Here is a 23,108-nt window from a genome sequence, read left to right on the forward strand (position 1 = left end):
ATAAAAGTAAGATGCCAACATGTCCAATAACACTGATCTAATTACCCAGTTTGAACAGGCGCTCTGCGATACTTATGCACTCTCTCATGCTGCTCTCAATGACGAAGAAAACATGTTCTCACTAGGCGTGGATTCAATGTTTTTAATGCGTATGGTCAGTCAGTTTAGGCGGGCAGGCTGTAAAGTTAGCCTCAAGCAGCTCTATGCCAGTCCAACACTAGGTGATGTGCGCGATCTACTTCGTTTACACGCAAGCGGTAAAAAACACCAACAGGCGCAATCAGAAGTCTCGCCTGCCCGTTTGCCTAGTATGCTCGATGGTCAGCCGTTTCCGATGACACCAGTGCAGCATGCGTATTATGTCGGTCGCGACCCGAATCAGCCGCTGGGAGGCAACGGCTGTCACCTTTATCAAGAGTTTAATGGACGACAGCTCGATACTGTTCTCTTAGAACGCGCTCTAAACACTTTAGTCAAACGCCATCCGATGCTGAGCGTCGCATTTCAAAGCGATGGTATGCAACGCTGGCAAGCACCAACGAGTCCGATAAAGGTCATTTGTCATGATTTGACAGACATGCCTGCTGAGCAGGCAGACAGTGCCTTGCTCGACTTGAGAGCGAAACTTAGCCACCGTCCGTTAGACGTACAAAATGGCCAAACGATAGAATTTCACTGTTCTTTACTGCCTCAAGACCAATTCAGAGTGCATGTCAGCATCGATCTCTTGGTTATGGATGCCGCGAGCTTTAGCCTGTTTTTTAATGAACTGTCACAACTATTACAGGGCATGCCGTTATCGCCTCGCTCAAAGCACTATGATTTTTGCAGCTATCTGGCACAGGAGAAAGCGGAATTGGCTACTGTGCGCCAAGCCGCCAAACAATTCTGGTCCGAGCAAATAGACTCGCTACCTGCAGCGCCAAAGTTTCCTTTGACAAATGAACCGCATCAAATTGGTAAGCCCCAGTTTCATCGTCGTCGCCATACTCTAAATCATGAGCAATGGGCGATATTTCAGAAACATGCTTCGGCACATCAAGTCACACCAACCATGGTATTGGCAACCGCTTATGCAGCCGTTCTCTCTAGATGGAGCGGTCAAACCGATCTCCTACTCAATCTAACCTTGTTTGATTGCTACCCATTTAACGAAGATGTACAGCACTTACTTGCCGACTTCACCAACATTCTTTTGTTGGATATGCGCCTCGAAGAGAAAAGCATTGTCGAGTTGGCTCAAACACATCAACAACGCTTCGCTGAAGTCTATGAACATAGGCATCATTCTGGTGTAGAGGTTCTTCGAGAGCTGAAAAAAAAGGGAACCCATCCGCACGGCGCACCTATCGTCTTTACCAGTAACCTGAACCACTCCCTGTTCGGTGACGATGACTCATCGCCTTTGGGCGAACCTGGTTGGGGCATCTCACAAACACCTCAGGTCTGGCTCGATTTTGTCGCCTTTAAGCACAAAGACGGCATCATGTTGCAATGGGATAGCGTGGACGCACTGTTTCCGTCAGGCTTTATGGATAGTCTATTTGCAGCTTTTGTTCAGGTTGTCGAACATCTGGTTGCCAAAAACACAAACTGGTCAGAGCCTTTCCCTGATCTCTTACCGCAGCAACAGAAACGACAAAGGCAAGCTCGTACTCCTCTACCGACTCAACTGCCTGACGGGCTGCTTCACCAACGCATTTTTGATGTTGCTTCGCGCCACCCAAATGCGATTGCAGTCGTGCACGACGGGGAGACGATTAGCTTTGAAGCACTGACATTTCGTGCTCAATGCCTCGCCAACCTATTAATCAAAGCAGGCTTAGAAAAAGACGAACGTGTCGCGATCAGTATGGAGAAAGGTCCTGGCCAAATCATTGCTGCACTTGCCATACTCTACGCAGGAGGCATTTATGTGCCTATTGCCCCCGACCAGCCTTTGAGCCGCCGACAAACTATATTAGATAGCGCGAACATCCGATTTGTATTGCGTTGTCAGAACACACTCTCACGCTACGATTGGACAGATGCCGATCATATCGAGTGGCAAACCGCTATCGAGTCTCCGTTGCTATCTCCCCCTCATCAATGCACACCTGATGACACCGCGTACATCATCTATACATCAGGCTCTACGGGGATCCCTAAGGGTGTCGTGATCTCTCATCAATCGGCTCTGAACACATGCATTGATATCAACCAACGGCACCAAATTAGCACAAAAGATCGCGTCTTGGCATTATCTGCTCTGCACTTTGATCTGTCTGTTTATGACATATTTGGCGTGCTTTCAGCGGGTGGTGCATTAGTCGTTCCACTTGAAACGCAACGACGAGATCCTATGGCTTGGGCAGCTCTAGCTGCTAAGTACCATGTCACGCTTTGGAATACTGTACCCGCTCTGTTTGACATGTTTTTGACCTACTGTGAAGGTATGGGCCTCACGACTCCATCTCATCTCAGAACTGTGATGCTCTCAGGGGATTGGATCGATTTGTCTCTCCCTGAGCGCTACCGTAAGTTTCGCCCGCAGGGGACGTTCAGTGCCATGGGAGGCGCAACGGAAGCAGCCATTTGGTCAAATGAGTTTTTGGTCGCTAAGGTTGACCCAATGTGGCGTTCCATTCCCTATGGCTACCCTTTAAGTAATCAAGCCTATCGAGTCGTTGATCGTGCAGGTCGTGATTGCCCTGACTGGGTAGTGGGTGAACTCTGGATTGGTGGCGTGGGGGTTGCGCAAGGTTACTGGAACGATCCTGAACGTACCGAAGCACAATTTGTTGAAACTCATGACTCAGTCAGTGGTGAACGTCAGCGATGGTATCGGACCGGCGACATGGGATGCTACTGGCCTGACGGCACACTTGAGTTTTTAGGACGTCAGGACACTCAGGTCAAAGTCGGCGGCTATAGGATAGAGTTAGGTGATATTGACGCCGCACTTAATCGCATAGATGGTGTTCGTCACGGTGTGAGTTTAGCCCTCAGCCCTTGTGGGGGAAAAGATCGTCAATTAGAAGTGTTTGTTGTCGCTGAAGGTAATCAACTTTGCGCTAGTTCAGCCCCAGACAACAGACTGCCCAAAAGCTACAGCGATCTATTTCCTGCGTCGAGTCGTCCGGCGAACCAGCTTGGGGCAAACGAAGTCGCTCATTTTCTGCTCTATCACCTTTGCACCAGCATCCCTGCAAGTGAAGCATCACGCTCATTCGAGTCTTGGTGTCATGCTTATGGAGTAGCAGAAGGCTACCAGCCACTATTCAAGCAATGGTGGGCGTTACTCTGCCAGCAAGGTTTAGCAACGCAGTCAGAAACCCATTACCAATTGCACAACCCAACCGGTCAGTGTCCAAACTGGTTTGAAACACCTTCCGAGTTTACGCACAACAGCGAATTGCTGAAAGCCATCATCACAGGAAGCAAGCCAGCGCCAGCCCTGTTAGATAGTATACTCTCTCCTGAAGCGTTAATGACTCAAAGCCCTGCGTTTCAGGCGCAAATTGGTGCTCTTGCTCAATGCATATCTAATCTGTCATCTCAACTTGGTCGCCCTGTCGTTCTCGCAGAGTATGAAGCCAGAAGCGGTCGAGTCGCGCACGCACTATTGGAACTGTGTGGTCCTGACACCCTTCACTATCACGCAATGGACACGTCTTTGTCCCTCGTTCAATCAGCCCAATCAAGATTGGCGCGCTTCTCTCATGCCAGCGTGCATCATTGGGATAACAAGGACAACCAGGAGTTGTTCGGTCAATCAGACATCGTCCTGCTCAATAACGTTCTTCACCGACTCAAAGAGCCACAAGCAGGGCTCACCAACGCTCAAAAACTGCTGACGCCACAAGGCTTGATGCTGGTACTTGAAACTTCCGCGCTAGGAGAAGGTGCACTTATCAGCGCTTTGGTCATGGACCCTGCCCTGTCAACACTCCCCACTCAGCGCGAACTGCTCACTTGGTTCCAAGATGCTGCCCTGCGTCTCGAGCATAAGCTAGATCAATGGCCTTTGATGGGTTATGCCCTACGTAATTTATCTCAGGTCCTAGTTCCTGATAGTGAAATTCTAAAAGCAAAACTGGCAGAGCTTTTACCTCAATATATGCTGCCCAAACGCGTCCATTTCCTGACATCAATGCCACTGAGTCCAAATGGCAAGGTGGATCGCAAGCGATTGGCGCAAAACAATACATCAATGGACGAAGCGCAACCACTTGAATCACCGCTGCAAACTGAGAACGAACGCGTTTTGGCTCAAGTCTGGCAATCGCTTTTCCCCAAACAGACTTTTGACCGCCACAGTGACTTTTTCTTGCTCGGTGGCGACAGCCTGATGGCTACCCGCTGTATTGGCGCGTTGCAAAAGCTCGGATACATTGCCGATCTCACTGATCTTTTCACTCACACAAGGTTAGAAAGCTTTGCCGCCAAATTGACTCACGCTGAAGCTCAGAAACAGCCGGCCCAACTGATACCAAACCCAGAAGATCGCTACAGGCCATTCCCAATGAACGAAGTACAAGAAGCCTATTGGATTGGCCGACAATCTGGTTTTGCTTTAGGGAATACAAGCGCGCAGTTCTTCGTCGAATTTCGTGTGTCTGAGTTTGATGCACTAAGGTTTAATCAGGCATTTAACCAACTGATTAACCGCCATGATGCACTGAGAACGGTCGTACGCAATCATCAGCAGCAAGTCTTAAGTGACGTTCCTGCTTTCTCAATCCAATGCCATACCTTCGCTGATATTGACTGTCATGAAGCCAACCTAATTCGCACTGAATTATCTCACCGAGTGAATGACCCCGCATTGTGGCCACTGTTCACAGTGGAAGCCCTTGTATCGCCAGAACACTCCGATGCTCGACTCTGTATCGGATTAGACAACATGATGTTGGACGGGCTGAGCATGCAGATTTTCTTCTCAGAGCTCGAAACTTTGTATCTGAACCCAAGCATTCAGCTTCCGGCGATCGAACTGACATTCCGAGATGTGCTTCAGTGGCAGAGCAATCACCGCTCGCCTCAAGCAGAAGAGCATGCCAAGACCTATTGGCAGCAGCAACTGACTAATCTTCCGCCGGCAGCAACACTTCCATTGCAAGCCGACCCTGCAACTTTGAATCGCCCGAAGTTTATACGAGCAGCTGGAACTTTATCGCCACATGAATGGCAAGCTCTCAAAACACAAGCAAGCCGGCATCAGGTAACACCATCCGTTATTTTAATGGGTGCATACGCTGCAACGTTAGCAGCATGGGGACGCCAGTCATCGCTAACCCTAAACCTGACTCTGTTTGATCGCCCTGATGTACACCCACAGATTAATCAGGTGATGGGTGATTTCACTACATTGCTCCTATTGGCTTGGCATCAGGAGTCTAATTGGCTCAGTAGTATCAAACGTCTGCAACAACAACTGGCTCAAGATTTAAAACACAGCAATGTCTCCGCCGTTTGGGTAATGCGAGAGCTCGCTCGTCAACAGCACTTATCCAGTGCAAGCATGCCAGTCGTGTTCACTAGTGCGCTGGGGACTTCCGATGGCGACTTTTTGTCGGATAAAGGCTGGCTAAAACCTGTCTGGGGTATCTCTCAGACACCTCAAGTCTGGCTTGACCATCAAGTCTATGAGTCCGAAGGAATGTTGTGTCTAAACTGGGACGCGGTTGAAGCACTATTACCTCAACCACTGCTAGATCAGATGTTTGGACACTATGTCGCATTGTTAAAAACACTGGCTAATCAACCTCAGAGCTGGTCCCAATCTTTGGACACTCTGCTGCCTGAACATTCGGAGTCGGTCACTTCTCCGATCCCCCATGCTACAGGTCAACCGTTGGTCTCTCAATCTAAGAGTAACCGAGGCAAACCAGAAAATGTGCAACGGATTCAGGCAGCCTTTGGTCAAATTGTCTCGACACCGATTGGTGAAAACGACAACTTTTTCGATGCCGGGGCAAGTTCATTGCAGTTAGTCCAACTGCATGGGTTACTCACCCAGCAAGGCGATACGATCTCGGTTACAGACCTGTTTACTTATCCTTCACCAGCCTTACTTGCTGGCGCGTATGAGGTATCAACAAAGGGTTCTGAACCTCACTCTGCACGCACCCAACGTCAGCAGAGACAGACTCAACGCAAACTCACACGCCGACAACGCGTTAACTAAAGACTAGCTCGAGGTGAGTGCTATTGAGCTCTCACCTCGAAATGAGAGAATAACCATGGACAACAACCACTTATATGACAATTGTGACCCAATCGCGGTCATCGGAATGGCGTGTCGGTTCCCTAAAGCTCCAAACATAGACGCTTTTTGGCACAATCTGACCAATGGCATTTCAGGTCAATCTTTCTTCAGTATTCAAGAGTTGCAAGCAGCAGGGGTCAATGCTGAGGTTTGCAATAGGGAGCACTTTGTTCCAAGCGGTGCCGTTATTGATAAACCCGAGTACTTCGATGCCGCGCTTTTCGGCTATTCGCCTGCAGAGGCAACCTCTATTGACCCACAGCAACGCCTCTTCTTGCAAAATGTATGGCATGCGCTAGAACACGCAGGTTATGCCCCAACGCAAGCGCCATCCAGAACAGGGGTCTTCGGCTCGATAAGAACCAGTACCTACCCTTCTTTTGAAGCATTCGATGTCACCCAGGTAGGTCAAGTAAAAGGATTGCAAGCTTTACTGGGCAACGACAAAGATTATCTCGCAACCCGAGTTGCCCATAAATTCAATTTCACAGGTCCCGCTTTTACTGTTCAAACCGCCTGTTCCAGCTCGTTGGTTGCTGCGCACCTTGCTTGTGAAAGTCTCAGGTCTGGTGAGTGTGATATGGCTATCGCTGGTGGCGTAGCGGTGTCGTTCCCGCAAATTTCAGGTTATGAATATCAGCCGGGTATGATTTTCTCACCTGATGGCTTATGCCGTCCTTTTGATCAGCAGGCCAACGGTACTTTTGGTGGTCACGGCGTTGGCAGTGTTGTGTTGAAGCGCCTAGATGACGCTATCGAAGCTGGAGATACTGTCCTCGCGGTACTGCGTGGTAGCGCCATCAATAATGATGGGCAGGATAAAGTTGGCTTCACCGCTCCTTCAGTGAATGGCCAATCTCAGGTTCTGGCAGAGGCACTCCACCTCGCAGATGTTCAACCTGATGAAGTGGAGATGATCGAGACTCACGGAACAGGCACAAAACTCGGCGATCCTATCGAAGTCACTGCCATAAAGAATGCTTACTCACGTAGCTCTGGAGCACCAGTATGTCACTTGGGCTCAGTAAAAAGCGGGCTGGGACATCTAGATACCGCAGCAGGTATTGCTTCACTCATTAAAACGGTATTGTCGGTATCACGAAAAAAGATCCCGATGTCACTGAATATTGCTCAAGCCAACCCTGAACTTGGCTTAGTTGGTTCCAGCTTTGACTTAGCAACACAAACACTGGACTGGCAAAGTCCAGTGCGCACCGCCGCAGTCTCCTCTTTTGGCATTGGAGGCACTAACTGCCATATGTTGGTGCAATCTTCGTCACAGCCAAACCAAACTTCTCAGCCAACCAGAGCAGAAGACAAAGATATTCCTTTGTTCCTGTCGGCCAATTCTCCTAAATCTCTTGGTGACATCGCTCGTCGTTACTCTGAGCATTTGGAGCAACACCCTAATTGTGCCGACATTGCTTACTCGGCCTTGAGCACTCGTTCATTAGACTTACCGTATCGATTGGCCGTTTTAAATGCTAATCAAGCTAAACCAGCACTGCGTGCATTTGCAGAATCGGGGGAGGCTTCCGATCAGATTCGTATAGGCCATGTCCAATCGCGCACCAAGCTGGCATGGACATTTACCGGACAAGGTAGCCAGTTTGAAGGAATGGGTGAAACTTGGTACCAAACCAGTGAGGCTTTCCGACACAGTATCGATCTCAGCCAGTCCTATACAAAAGGCAAGCTTGAAGTACCGCTAACTGAGATCATGTTTGGCTCAGAAAGAAAGTGGCTTTCACGCACCGATGGCGCTCAAGTTGCCATTGTCGCCTTTGAGCTCGCTTTGGCGGCGCATTGGACGTCGAAGGGAATGACTCCAGACGTTGTTTTAGGCCACTCAGTCGGTGAGATTTCAGCGTGTGTCATTGCTGGCTATCTGAGTCACCAGCAAGCGATCGAACTGGTGATCGAGCGTGGTCAGCGAATGCAGCAATGTACTCAAAACCAACATGGCGCCATGCTAGCGGCTTTCGCGCCATTGGAGCAACTGAACACCATTTCATCACTAGCAGAGCTGGATCAAGCGGCTCATAACGGCGCTGCGCATTGGGTGTTCTCTGGAGATATCGAGAAGGTCGAACAGGCGAGCAAAGAACTCGAGGCTGCCGACATTACTTACCATCAATTGGATGTTCCTTGCGCTGCACATTCAAGGCATCTCGATTCGATGTTGTCATCTTACGCCAACTTCACTCAACACCTGACTCCGACTCAAGGTGAGATCACGCTGATTTCAAGCGTAACAGGCCAAGTCATCCGTTCATTGAGCGAGCTTAATGCTGACTATTGGACACGCCATGTTCGAGAGACCGTCCAGTTTCAACCGGCGATCGAACAAGCACTTGCGTTAGATTGTCATACCTTTATGGAAATCGGTCCTAAACCTCACCTTACGTCCATCGGTCGCCGTGAAAGCTGGAGTTTAAAGTCATGCTGGCTTCACGCTGCAGATGAGAATGTGTTAAGTGAACTGTTTATACTCGGCATTGATGCACCGTGGAAAGAGATGCTCGACATTGCCGGAAGACGATGTGAATTACCACTATATGCCTTTGACGAACAACAATATTGGGTTGATTCTCGCCAAGATAAAAAACCGCAGCCGCTAATCACTCCAGAACCCGTAGCAACATACCCTCTGGAACCGTTAACACTGCGTTGCGCAGTCATAAACGACTTCCTGAGAACTTGTACATCTCGTAAGTCATTCAGCCTGATCGACATTATCCGAGGGGGAAGAATACTCCCTCGCCATCGAGATCATATCAAGGCGCTGTTAGATCTCTTGCTATCACAGGGGTATTACCACAAGCAAGGCAAACAGTGGGTGTCGTCTGAATCAGGACTGCCAAACGCCGACATCATCGCTCAGCATTGGCGCTCTGAAACAGAGGGCCATCACTTGGCCAGTGTCCAGCGTACCTGCACACAGTTACTAGCTTTAGGGCAGTCCCTGCCAGAGTTAATGCGCCAACTCGAACATGCCGAAAACCTAAGCAAGCACCTAGCGCCATTACTGGATGGCGATAGTGCAATACCAGTCAGCCCAAGCCATGATGCCGACCTAGTATGGCAAAACACGCTCTCAAGCCTCACCTATCAAGACTGGTCGCCATTGGCGGAGCATGGTGATTTACGCACAGCCATTAAGCACCAATGCTCAACGTTTCTACCCTGCGGTTGCAAAGATGTCGATCTATCGGTGTCGGCTAAAATTGGACTCAGCAATGTGTCAAGAGTTGCCATCAATCGACTCAGTAAAATGTGGGGACAAGATATTTATCACTTGCGAGCACAGGCCCCTCAAGGACACTGGGAGTGGCTTGCTCGAATTGAACCTCAGGCGACAAAAAAAGATGACCCAGCGGAGCTACTCCCTTCACCGCACAATCGCTATCACTGGCAAGTACGTCCTATTGAAGCAGACCAACCGCTGAATCCTATCACCGTTGAACAGGTGGCATCGGCATTTAATGAGCTAGGTACTGTCCACAGAACGGCTGCCGAACAAGGCATACTGGTTTTACCTTCAACTCCCTTATCAGAAACGGCCACACTGCTCGCACAAGGTTTAAGCAATAGTCCTGATAACTTATGGATACTGACTTGTGATGCGATGAAAGCGACGCCTAATGACACCACAGAGCCTACCGCAACGGCCCTGTTGTCTCTGATACGCGTCGCACGTACAGAGTATCCTAACAAGCGCTTTTGTGTCCTAGATATATCAGAAAGCGACGCGGAAGAAGTTACACAAGTACTGGCGCATGCACCGTTTGTATCGGCTAGCGAGCTAGCCTATCGAGACGATCAATATTGGGCTTATCAACTTGAGCATGCTCCGACCAATGATAACTCCATTCCAGCATCTTGGTTCAATGCCGAGGGCAGTCATCTTGTGACGGGTGCAATGGGAGGAATTGGCCGCTTAGTGATTCGTTGGCTAGCCTCTTGCGGTGTCAAACGCGTCATAGCAATTGGCCACCACCAACACTCAGACTGGTCAGCGTTTTGTGCTCAGATGGCCAAGTTCGGCTGTCAAATTGAAACACATTTGGTCGATTTAACCTTGAAAGGTGCACTGACTAAGCTGCTCAACCAACTCGCAGATAATCAGCCTGTCGCAGGTGCCATTCATGCCGCTGGTAATCCTCATCATGGTCTGATCGACCAATGGGATTCGCTGACGGCAGAACAGGTAATCCGTGTAAAAGCAGAGACCTTCGCAACACTTTATCAGTGGTTAGAAGCTCGACAGGCAGGTTACCTGATCGGCTTTTCTTCGGTCGCAACTCTCGGCGCACCGACACAAGGGCTATATGCTGTCGCTAATGCATTTATTGACGGTTTTGCTCAATCTCATCATGCCGATGGACACTGTCGCGTCATGAGTCTGGCTTGGGGGGCATGGGATCACGTCGGCATGACCCGCGACGCAGCACTAGTTGCCAAGCTGGGTGAGGAAGGTATGCATACACTGACACCAGCCGAAGGCCTATGGCATCTAAGTCAAAGCTTATTAATGGGTACCAAGCATGCCTTTGCCATGAATATAAGTTCAAACTCGCCTCAATTTAGCCAACATTTTACCTTGGAATCATCAGGGAGAGCCGCTGCCGATTGTGCCTCTTTGGTCGTAGATGGGCTAGCGACAAGCACATGGCTTGAGGATCGTATTCGATACCAGCTAGGCTTGGCTGAAAATGACCTACTAGAACCTCAACAAGACCTCATGCAGCTAGGTCTGGACTCGTTGCAATTCCTTGAGCTCAACGCTGCGATACAAAAGCAATTTAACGTTAAACTCACCGCTGAAGAAGCGTATCAGGCAATGACCATTCATGGGCTTGAAGCATTAATCGATAGTAAAAGCCATCATGCAGAGCCTCAGCCGTCCCTGCCTTTTGTTATCCAACCGGATCAGCGACATCTGCCATTCCCACTGACACCGATTCAGCACGCCTATTGGGTAGGGCGTGAATCTTGGGTGCCTTACGGAGGCATAGCATGTAACGTCGTGTTTGAATGGGATCTATCACACTCTCAGTTTGATATTCAGCGGCTAGAAGCGGCATGGAATGCACTGATACAGCGTCATGACATGTTGAGAATGTCCGTCTTACCCACTGGTGAGCAAGTTATCTTAGAAGAGGTTCCAAATTACACGTTTTCGACTCAGGACCTATCCCGTTTAGATAACAACGCCAAAACACAAGCACTGGCAGAAGCGCGTCAGACAATGAGTCAGCAAGTCCGTCCAGCCACTCAGTGGCCTTTATTTGATGTACGTATCAGCAGCCTCTCTGAGCACCAATACCGACTTCATATGAATCTTGATTTGCTTCAGTTTGATGTTCAGAGTTTTAAGATCATGATGGATGATCTAGGTCGTGCTTACCATGGCGAACATCTGCCACCGCTATCACTTTCATTCCGCGACTATGTGGTCCATGAACAGGCGTTAAAGAACCAACCAGATTGGCAAACTTCTTGGAACTATTGGCTGGACCTGTTGCCATCAATCCCCAAAGCACCTCAACTACCACTGGGTAATGTGGCTAATTCGTACAAGCCAGAATTTGTTACTCGGAAAGGCAGTTTACCAAAATCCCAGTGGTCGAATCTGAAATCACACTGGCAACAAGCTGGCATTACGCCATCTGCAGGCTTGCTGACGTTATTCTCTCGCATACTTGCTAAGTGGTCAGAATCCCGTGCTTTTACACTGAATATGACCTTCTTCAACAGACAGCCATTTGATCAGAACGTGCAAGATCTAATTGGTGATTTCACATCCGTTCTTTTGATGGATTTTGATTGGTCTCAAAATCTGAACCTGAAAGAACAATTGTCTCGTACTCAGGAAACGCTTTGGACCCGTCTAAGTCATAGTCAAGTCAATGGGGTTGAAGTGATGCGAGAGCTAGCAAAATACCGCAAAGCCGAACAGCAGATGACGGAACAGGAAGCATCACTCCCCATGACACCCGTCGTGTTTACCAGCATGCTAGGCATGTCGATGGACGGTATGGACATTGAAAAAGCAATGACACACTTGCTCGGCGATCCCGTTTATGTACTCAGTCAAACGCCACAAGTCTGGCTAGACCACCAAATCATGGAGGTTGATGGCGAGCTGAAATATCACTGGTACTGCATGAATGGCGTGATCGCACCGGATGTACTAGATGACATGTTCACACAATACGGTCAGTGGCTTTGTCAAATGGCAGAGGCACCAAGAGAATTCGAACGCACAACCCTAGTGTCGAAATCAGCGTCAACACCATACAAAACAAGACTCCCTGAGATTAGCTCTGCGATAGAAAGTGAAGTGACTAATGCTTGGTCATACATAGAGCACAAAGCACTTACCGGGCTGTTAACGACCTTACGTCGACATCAGATCTTTCACCAACGTGACCAACTGTTCAGTTACTCTCAGATCATACAAGTACTGCGCACCGCACCAAAGCATCACAAATTAGTCCAACTATGGCTGGATCAACTTGTAAGAGAAGGCTTACTTCACTTCGACAATGGCCTCTATCAATGGCAAGGACATGAACCCACTGCGCCAGACTGTGACTTACCACAGAGCGAATGGTGTCAGCGTCTATCTCAATATCTAGACGAATCACTACAAGCACACCCAGAATTATTGAATGACCAAAAATCCGCACTGGAGATCTTATTCAAAGACAACCAGATCACTGATGCTCTATACAGAACGAACCCTTCTCTAAAGATACTCAACCAAAGCGCAGCCAATCTGATCTCAGCGCTGGGAGAGAAAAAGGGAACACCGCTAAAAGTCCTAGAAGTGGGTGCAGGAACGGCGGCAACGTCCACTGCAGTTCTTGGCCAAGCCGCTCGATACATTGAGCACTATCGTTTCACTGATGTGTCGCAAGCGTTTTTGAACGAAGCCAAGCAGTCTCTAGCGCAGTACAACCAAGTTGATTTCGGATGGTTAGACATTAACCTCGCTCTCGAACCCGAAATGCGAGTAACGGGCGGCTATGACGTCATTATTGCAGTCAACGTCCTTCATGACGCAGCAGACCTTCCTGCCACGCTTAAACAGCTTAAAGGCGCACTCGCCAATAATGGGCATATGCTGCTAATCGAAGCCACTGATCAATACAGCCCGATGCAACTGGCCACGGTTGGCTTTATCGAAGGGATCAATGCCTTTAGCGATTTCCGCCAACATACTGGTAGCGCTATGCTCAGCGCCTATGACTGGCAACAAGTACTTGGCGAGCAGGGCTTGGTGATTGAGCGACGTTTCCCAGATTCTGAGCAATCCGTGTTACGCCAACATTTATTCTTGGCCCGAGCCACACAGAACGACTCGCCGGAGGCATTACCTTGTGCTTACTCACCCAAAGACAAAAACAAAGCACAAGAAGTGATTGTAGAGTCTCAGAGCGTACCAACCCAAGATGCACTCATGTCGCGTATCGCTGAAATCTGGACATTATTACTCGGACAGTCAGTGACCCCGCAGACAGACTTCTTCCTGTGCGGAGGCGACAGTTTAATGGCCACTAAGATGATTGTGGAAATCAACAAACAGGAGATTGCTCACGCTAGCTTACAGCAGATATTTGAACATTCGAAACTTGAACAATTCGTTCAAGTGCTGAACGGCACCTTGGATCAACAAGCGGGTAATGAAGAGCTAGAAATCAGCTCAGAAGAACATGAAGTTCAGCAAATCTGGCAAGAACTCCTTAGCCAAGACATCACTTCGGAGACAGACTTTTTCCAGTGTGGTGGAGACAGTTTGATGGCGACTAAGCTGATCGTTCAACTGCAGCAAGCAGGATTTAAAACAGTGACTCTGCAACATATCTTTGAGCAGCCAGTTTTCGCTCAATTCTGTAAGCATTTATTCAAGCCGGATGCTGAAGCAACGGTCAATGCACAGAAAGCTAATAGAGACTACCCATTGACTCCGTTGCAAAACGCCTATTGGCTGGGAGAGAGCAGCCTATTTTCTTTAGGTCAGGGCATTGCACACTTTTACGCTGAACTAGAAATTAAGGACCTGAATCGCGCAAGGCTTGTCGACAGCTGGAATACAATGGTACATCATCATGATCAGTTGCGTGGAGAGATTCGTGAAGGGCATTATTGCACTCTTCAAGAAGTACCCCATTATGAGCCTGATTATGTTGACCTAACACAATATGCAGAATCGGACAAAGCACAATATTTGACCGAAGCACGAGAGCACATTGCAGCACAAGGTATACCGACTGATCGCTGGCCTCTATTCAACCTCACTATTATCAAAACAAATGAAGACACTCACCTACTTCACCTGGTGATTGATTTAGTCGTAGCCGATGGGACAAGCCTCAACCTGCTATTCCAGCAGTGGCAACAGTTATACAACGACTCTTCAGCGACTCTGAATAAACCTTCAATGACGATTGCTCAATATCTGGATCAGAAAGCAGAACGACATGCAAATGGTTCGCAACACGCCTCTCGACAATACTGGATAGAGCGCTTGCCAACTCTACCGGATGCTCCTGCACTTCCCTTAGCGGATTCGAGAGCAGAGAGTATGAACCAATGCGTGCTGACACACCGCGTGTCTGAAAAGGACTGGAACCAGCTTCAACGTCAGTCACTTGGCCACAATGTTTTACCTTCTATGGCAATGCTGGCGACTTTCTGTCTCGTTTTACGACGTTGGAGTGATACACACCACTTTTCGCTCAATGTACTGCACAGTAATAGACCAGCAAGCGAACCTGATATAGCCAATTTAGTGGGGAACCTGTCGACGACATCCATGTTGGAAGTAGACATCAGTAAAGAACCCACTTTGCTTGCTCTTATACAGCAAGTTCAACAGCAAATGTCAGACGACCTCGCCCATGCAGAATTTGACGGACAGGACGTTTTGACCGAAAAGAACAGGCTCAATCGTAACTTCAGCGCAGGTATGCCCGTTGTGTTTAACGATACCGTGTCTGTTGGCCAGCAAAGCTCTCTTACGTTGGGTACACTGCGTGATTTTGGGGCACAAACACCGCACGTTTACCTAGACGCGATGCTCATTTCCTCCGCATGCGGCGGCATAGACATCAAATGGACAGTGCAGCAAGACCACCTCAAACCGGGGGTTTTCGACGCTATGTTCCATGCCTATACCAAGGCTGTAGAATCACTGACGACCAGTGACTGGCATAAACCCCTTTGTGTCAGTCTATCTGAGTCGCAATGGGGACATCAGTCAAACAGTTCTAAAGCTAGCCTCACCGAACAGCTAAGCGCTTCAAAACCTCAATCCTTACTGGAAATGATCAAACAAGGCTATGAGGCATACCCAGAAAGAATCGCGATTCAACAAGGGGAAACGTTGCTGACTTATCGGGAGATCTGGAACGCGGCCCTTGGGTTGGCTTCCTCGATTGCAGCCAACGACGATGACGCTCCTTTAGTTGCCATCGTCATGAACAAAAGTTGGCAACAGGCCGTGGCAGCAATAGGTATCTTAATGGCAGGTAAAGCATACTTACCTATTGATGCCGCCTACCCTGAAGCAAGGATTCATGCATTACTTGAACAGGGTCAAGTCACAACCGTTGTTGCTGAAAAGGGATTAAAAGTCGCTTTAGACACTTATCGTGTCCTTACTCCATCAGTCAGCCATACGCAGCACAACGAGTTCCAACCTAAGATGGTGGGGCCATCGGATCTAGCCTATGTGATCTTCACCTCGGGTTCTACCGGGCAGCCCAAAGGCGTGATGATGGATCATCAAGCTGTCGTCAATACGCTTTTGGATGTAGAAAGCCGCCTTTCTCTCGATTGCGAAGACAGAGTACTGGCCATCTCTTCGCTCAATTTTGACCTGTCTGTATTTGATGTGTTTTCAACCTTACACTGCGGGGCTTGTCTGGTGATACCTGAATCATCGCCAACCAAAGACCCTGATGCCCTGATCGAACTCGCCATTAAAGCACAGATCACCATCTGGAATAGTGTTCCAGCGTTTGCTCAACTTTTGGCTGATGGATTGACATCACGCTCCTCAGTGCTTCCGTCGTTGCGTCATATAATGATGAGCGGCGACTGGATTCCTGTATCTCTCCCTGAACAGCTGAAAGTCATTGCTCCCAACACCAAATTACTCAGTCTGGGCGGTGCCACAGAAGCCGCCATTTGGTCCATTGCTTACCCCATTGAAGGGAGTCATGCTGAACGCAAAAGTATCCCTTATGGTAAGGCGCTTACGAACCAAGCCTTTTTCGTTCTAGACAGCCAACTTCAACCATGCCCAAACTGGGTTTCTGGTGAACTCTATATCGGTGGTTCGGGTTTATCACTTGGTTATTGGCAGGATGAGTCGAAAACACAGGCCGCGTTCATCACTCATCCAGAATCCGGCCAGAGATTGTATAAAACGGGTGATCTGGGTCGCTATCAAGACGATGGCAACATCGAATTCTTGGGCCGTAATGATCATCAGGTCAAAATCAACGGCTATCGAATTGAGCTCGGAGAGGTAGAGAGCACGCTTCGTCTGTGTCCGAACGCGGGTTTGAAAGAACGGCTACAAAACATCATCGTTCAGCCTATCGCGATCGAAGGTGTAGGAACAAGATTGGTTGCCTATACGGTCTGCACACAGCCAGAACCTCAAGACGCAACACATTTACTCGATCACGCAAGAAACAATCTGCCTACTTATATGTGCCCAGTTCAGATAGTCTCGCTTGACACTATTCCTCTGACATCTAATGGAAAAGTAGATCGAAAGGCTCTGCCAACTCCGGTGGTTGAGATCAACGCAAATTCGCGACCTCCAATGACAGAGACAGAAGAGCAGATTGCTCAGATATGGCGTGACTGCCTGCAGCAAGCTGCCATTCCAGCCAATCAAAGCTTCTTCGACTTTGGGGGGAATTCACTCGCTGCCGTTAGGGTAATCAGTCGAATCAACTCACAGCTCGGTAGCCAGCTTACCGCAGGTCACCTTCAGTCTCATGATACTATCGAACGGTTGGCATCACTGATCGATCGTCGGACAACATACGAGAGCTCCGAGCCTGTACTTCTTAACCCGACCAAAGAAGCCAAACCGCCTCTGTTTATCGTGCATCCGATTGGTGGGCACTTACTCAGCTATCAACCTCTAGCCCAGCAATTAGATCATGTTTCCTTGTATGGATTGGCTTACCCAGACACGGGGTTCAAGCAAAATGAGTTCGACGTAACACAGCTAGCACAGCACTATCTGAATCAAATAAAAAGAATTCAACCACACGGTCCCTATCGTCTAGCGGGCTGGTCATTTGGTGGCATCGTTGCTTATGAGATGGCCCACCAGTTGGTCGAGAGCAAGAAGAAGGTTGACGCTTGCATCTTAATCGACAGTTACAGACCAATACCTCAAAAAGAAACCATGTCTGCTCAAGAAGTGCGCCGCCATTTTTATGCTGATGTGATTGGCCGCTTCCCGCAGCTTATGCAGGTAGAAGAGCCCGATCTGAGCACTGACGATTCACTCTGTGGTCACCTTTCATCAGCGTTTGGGCATATCGCAGCAATCGAAGATGTGACCAAGGATAGCGTACAGCACTTACTTGATGTGTATCGCCGAAATCTGGCCGCCATGTTGTCATATACCGTACCTGAGCTCACCTCTGTGAACACAGCACTTATTGCAGCTGGTCGGAATAACCATCTCGATTTTATGAGTTACCAAGATCCCATCATTGCTCAAAGCCCACATCATGGTTGGGGTGATGTGTGTGATCTGACCGTACATGAATTGGATGGCGATCACTATACCTTACTGCAAGAGCCCAACGTCAGCGAATTGGCTAACACGCTCGTATCTTTGCTTGATCGAACTCTGAAGCGCACTCAGGGTTCGCAATCTTCCACAATGGAAATCCTAGAAAATGAATAAAACAAAAAAAATCATCATTGTTGGTGCCAAATTTGGGGAGCTTTACCTCAATGCGTTTATTGATCCACCCGAACATTTGCAACTGGCTGGCCTGCTTTCAACAGGCAGCCCACGTTCAAAGAACCTTGCAAAAGCATTTGGCGTGCCTTTGTATACGAACGTATCTGATTTGCCGCAAGACATCGATATCGCCTGCGTCGTTGTGCGAGCCTCTGTTATAGGAGGCACTGGCAACCTTATCGTCGAAGAGTTGCTAGAACGAGGAATACATGTCATCCAAGAACACCCAGTGTCGATCAATGAAATGACACGCCATCAACGTCAGGCTGCGCAGCATCAAGCCCATTACTGTGTTAACGCTTTCTATGCCGCCTCGGACGCAGGACAAGCTTGGCTAACCAGCACCAATCATATCGTACAACGCACAGGCCAAAAACCAAGCTACGGTAACATCACCACCAGCAGACAACTTTTGTACTCAACACTGGATTGGCTGCTGCAGAGTTTTGGAACACAAGCCGAGCCGTTAACGCCTGAATTGCTGAACAAGCAGCCTCAGTTTGATGTAATCAATCTGCGTTCACAATCCGGTCATTATTTATTGCAGTTGCAAAACTATCTCGACCCCAGTGACCCTGATATGCATAGTCTGGCAATGCACCGAATGATGCTTGGTTGGGATAATGGTTACCTTTCATTGACAGACAGCTACGGCCCGATCACCTGGACACCCGTTTTGCATGCCGACAACCACCAAAGCGATCATCTCAGTCTGTATCAGCGTGCAGGCACTCCTGAGGGCGACTACCTTCAAGCTCCCGTCACTCAGGTGCTCTACCAAGAGAACGCTTCACGACTCGAGACATTTGAAACCCTAGGGCCAAAAGGCGTCGCCAACACACTGAGTATGTTCGCTCGTCTAATTGACGGCGAGCAGGATATCGCCCCTCTGGGTGTTGCTCATCAGCGAAATGTCGCTCGTCTATGGGAAGAGATCTTAACCCTATGTGGACCAGCAAAAGAATGCGCTCTCAAACCCGCCGATATGGTTCACTTTCCATTGGGAGGTGCAGCATGACCACAGCTACTTTCAAGGTGTTATGTCAGCGAGGAAAGGTGGTTGATGAACTGTGGGTGATCTGCCCGTTTGCTGGCGGCAGTCACAGCGCCTTCACTAGTTGGGCTTCCCTGAAGGAAAACGACCTACCTAACAATACGCAGGTTCTTCTTGCCACCTACCCCGGCCGTGATCAACGAATGAGGGAGCGTGCGCTTTCTAGCATCGGTGCGATCGCCTGTGATGTGTTTGATGCACTCATGGCACGCATGGCTTCTGCGCCACCAAACCAAGTGCCACGCTTGCGCCTTTGTGGACACAGTATGGGGGCACAGGTGGCCTTTGAGGTGTGCAAACATTTCGAAGACTACTACGGCTCGTCAACACCAGTTTCACAGCTAGTTTTATCGGGCTGCCATGCGCCACATCTAGAAAGCCGACGTAAGCTCAGCCACCTTAACGACCAAGACTTTGTCGAACAATTAATAGAAATTGGCAGTGGCAGTCCGGTTCTTAAGCAGCACCCTGAACTGCTGGCACTCTTTTTACCTATGCTCAGGGCTGATTTTTCAGCCACAGAAAACTATCTAACGACTCAGGGGGCCGCCCCAAAATTGGCACATACTCCCTGCACTTTAATGTTCGGAGAGCAAGACCCTGAGGCATGGTCTAGCGAAGTGATCGCTTGGCAAGATTGGCATTCTTGCCCAGAAATGACTTCAGTATCAGGCCTTTCAGGAGATCATTTTTACATTACCGCTCAACCAACACAGTTTATTCAGAGCGTGATTAATCACGCTCATGATGCCCCACATGCATCTCATATCGAATTTGGAGAACCTCAATATGGCTAAACCATCTATTACTCAGTACCACAACCACATCATCCCACACCAATGTGACCCTCTAGCCATAGCGACCGAGCTCAGCATGGCTGAATTTTGCGATGATTATGTGGTGTACGAACACAACCAAGAGTGGTCAATCGGTATCAATAAGCTGGCCGAGCTGACCGTCGATACACAAGGCAAAATCACTGACTTTTCTGGTCACGTGCATCAGCCTGAACACGATCTGATCTGTGACACCATCTACCAAGCTACCCAAACTTTACCTTGGGAGGGATGGCGCGTATTTGGCCGAGTCGATTTTGAGTTCAGCCACTTCGCCCATCATTTGGCGCAGAAAGAAACAAATCGCACTCTGCTAGAACTCTTTGTGGCTCAGCATGATATTCGAATTTCAAACCATCAACTCGCTGTTCGCACAACCGACGACTCGGTATTGCCAGAGATTCATCAGGCGATAGCCAGAGCATCATCGTTAGTTCAGCCAGAACCGATGGCACCGCTGACACAAGACGACATCCTAGACCATCATAAAATTCAACATGACTATCAAACTATCGTTGCTTCAGCGGTGCGAGAAATCGTTGCAGACGATTACAAAAAAGTCATTTTATCGCGCTCAGCTACTTTGCCTGCTGCGATCGATATCCGTCGCAGTTTTGTATCTGGACGTCGCAATAACACGCCAGCCCGTTCTTTCATGCTCAAACTAGGCGAGCTTGAAGCCTTTGGATTTTCGCCTGAAACCGTACTGGAGGTCGATCATCTAGGCCATCTAAGCACGCAACCTTTGGCAGGTACTCGCTTCCTCCCTGCCGATCCCGAAGAAGCCCAAAGACTGAAACGAGAGCTAACAACAGATCCAAAAGAAATTGCAGAACACGCGACATCAGTCAAACTGGCCGTAGAAGAACTTGAACAAGTTTGCGACCGAAGTACCGTTAACGTGGCTGAATTTATGGATGTCTCTGAACGAGGTACCGTTCAGCACCTTGCTTCACGAGTGACAGGACAGCTGACACAAGGAAAATCTGCATGGCATGCATTTAAAGTCTTGTTTCCAGCGATCACAGCGTCGGGAATCCCAAAACGAGAGGCCATTGACGCCATCGCACGCTTTGAACCCACTTCACGCGGTTTATACAGTGGCAGTGTCTTGATTGCCGATCAAAACGGTTTCTTTGATGCCGCATTGGTATTGCGTGCCGCCTATAAACGTCACTCTGTCTCCATGCTGCAGGCCGGAGCCGGTGTCATCAGCCTGTCCACACCGGCAAGAGAATGGGAAGAAACATGCGAAAAAATGGCTTGTGTCCTTGATCATCTCGTCTTTGAAGCACCAGCAGAAGACCAACCTTCTTCAACAACTCAGCACAAGGAAGAAGTGAAAATATGACCTCTCGCAAGGCGATGGAACCGGTTATCCCGCATTCCACTGAAAAACAACAAACGTACCAACAAGCAGGCCTATGGGAACAAGTCCCCTTGTGGCAATTACTGTGGTCTCACTCTGCCAATACACTCGACCAAATAGCCATCAGAGATGACAGTAAATCAATGACATACCGAGAGTTAATCAATGAAGCGGATCAAATCGCTCAAGGGCTAATTTCTCAGGGCTGGGCAGCGGGCGACCGTGTAGTTATGCAACTGAGCAATCGCTGTGAGTTCGCTGCTACACTGTTCGGATTCCTGCGTGCGGGGCTCATTCCTGTGATGGCGTTGCCTGCACACGGCCTAGCAGAGATAGAGCACTTTATGCGTACTTGCAATGCGCAGGGCTATATTGGAGAAGGGAAGATTGGTGAGAAAATAGTCAACAACCTCAAGAAACAGGGCGATCTAAAACTCTACCTGATCGATCAATGCACGCCAACGTGTGCTTTACCTTATTCCGAGGCGAATGGCTTTGCCCCTGCCGACGTTGACCCAGCAGAAACCGCATTATTTTTGGTCTCTGGGGGTACGACAGGGCTGCCCAAGTTGATTCCCAGAACGCATAACGACTACCTGTATAATATTCGCTGCTGTTGCCGTGCGAGTGAAGTGGTAGAAACAGAGGTTTACCTAGCCGTGCTTCCAGCCGCTCACAACTTTACGTTAGGTTGCCCAGGATTTTTAGGCACCTTATCGGTGGGTGGTGAAGTTATTTTTACTCAGTTAGCAAGCCCTGACCATTGCTTTGAACTTATTGAACAGTACAGTGTGACAGCAACCGCACTGGTGCCTGCTCTGGCACAACTATGGACCGAAGCAGTTCAGTGGGAAGAGGCGAATTTGACCAGCCTTAAGCGTATCCAAGTCGGTGGTTCTAAATTGGCGTACAGCGACGCGATAGCAATGCAACACGTATTTCCGGGGGTCTTACAGCAAGTGTTTGGTATGGCAGAGGGCCTGATTGCCTGCACCCGGCTAAACGACACTCCCGAGGTCGTTGCTTCAATGCAAGGCAAGCCTGTGAGCGAGTGGGACGAAGTACGTATTGTCGACTCCGATGGCAAGGACGTTGAATTGGGAGAAGAAGGCGAGTTGTTAACCCGAGGCCCCTATACGCTCCGTGGCTACTATCGTGCGGCTGAACACAACGCTCGCTCATTTACAGAAGATGGTTTCTATTGTAGCGGGGATAAAGTACGCATGAATGACCAGCAATACCTCTCTGTCACAGGCCGTATCAAAGATGTCGTCAATCGAGCGGGAGAGTGCATTGCTGCGGATGAAATAGAAGAACAATTACTGGCTCACCCCGATATAGCTCAGGTTGCGGTGGTGGCAGTCCCTGATCCGCACTTAGGTGAACGGATAGGAGTTGCAGCGATTGGACGCGATACATCACTGACACTGCAAGACTTAAGACGATTCCTACTCGAACAGAACCTAGCAACATTCAAGATGCCCGATGAATTGCTATGGGTGTCGACATTGCCCAAAACAGCGGTTGGCAAAGTGGATAAAAAAGCCATAGTCGGGCCATCAGGCACTCCTTGGCATCTAGGCTAA

General features: G+C 49.0%; 6 protein-coding genes. All 6 read left to right on the forward strand.

What is annotated here, in order from left to right:
- Positions 1-19 precede the first annotated feature (19 nt).
- From OH455_RS16400 to OH455_RS16425, 6 genes are read left to right on the forward strand one after another with little or no spacing between them, the layout of a single operon-like run.
- On the forward strand, positions 20-6,169 hold the full coding sequence (locus tag OH455_RS16400; protein ID WP_269982109.1) for a non-ribosomal peptide synthetase: 6,150 nt from the start codon (positions 20-22) through the stop codon (positions 6,167-6,169).
- Between the two features lie 55 nt (positions 6,170-6,224).
- The gene (locus OH455_RS16405; protein ID WP_269982110.1) at positions 6,225-18,203 is read left to right on the forward strand and encodes a non-ribosomal peptide synthetase/type I polyketide synthase; all 11,979 of its coding nucleotides are present in this window, start codon (positions 6,225-6,227) and stop codon (positions 18,201-18,203) included.
- Entirely contained in the window at positions 18,196-19,281 is a 1,086-nt protein-coding gene (locus OH455_RS16410) for a Gfo/Idh/MocA family oxidoreductase (protein ID WP_269982111.1), read from the forward strand. The genes OH455_RS16405 and OH455_RS16410 overlap by 8 nt, the downstream gene beginning before the upstream one ends.
- Positions 19,278-20,114 carry a thioesterase II family protein gene (locus OH455_RS16415; protein WP_269982112.1) on the forward strand — a complete coding sequence of 279 codons (837 nt, stop codon included), beginning with the start codon at positions 19,278-19,280 and terminating at the stop codon, positions 20,112-20,114. The genes OH455_RS16410 and OH455_RS16415 overlap by 4 nt, the downstream gene beginning before the upstream one ends.
- Positions 20,107-21,504 (forward strand): salicylate synthase, encoded by a 1,398-nt coding sequence (locus OH455_RS16420; protein ID WP_269982113.1) that lies wholly within the window; start codon positions 20,107-20,109, stop codon positions 21,502-21,504. The genes OH455_RS16415 and OH455_RS16420 overlap by 8 nt, the downstream gene beginning before the upstream one ends.
- The gene (locus OH455_RS16425) at positions 21,501-23,108 is read left to right on the forward strand and encodes a (2,3-dihydroxybenzoyl)adenylate synthase (RefSeq protein WP_269982114.1); all 1,608 of its coding nucleotides are present in this window, start codon (positions 21,501-21,503) and stop codon (positions 23,106-23,108) included. The genes OH455_RS16420 and OH455_RS16425 overlap by 4 nt, the downstream gene beginning before the upstream one ends.

Origin of the sequence: Vibrio sp. T11.5, from assembly GCF_027587155.1 — a bacterium.
Lineage (GTDB): Bacteria > Pseudomonadota > Gammaproteobacteria > Enterobacterales > Vibrionaceae > Vibrio > Vibrio neptunius.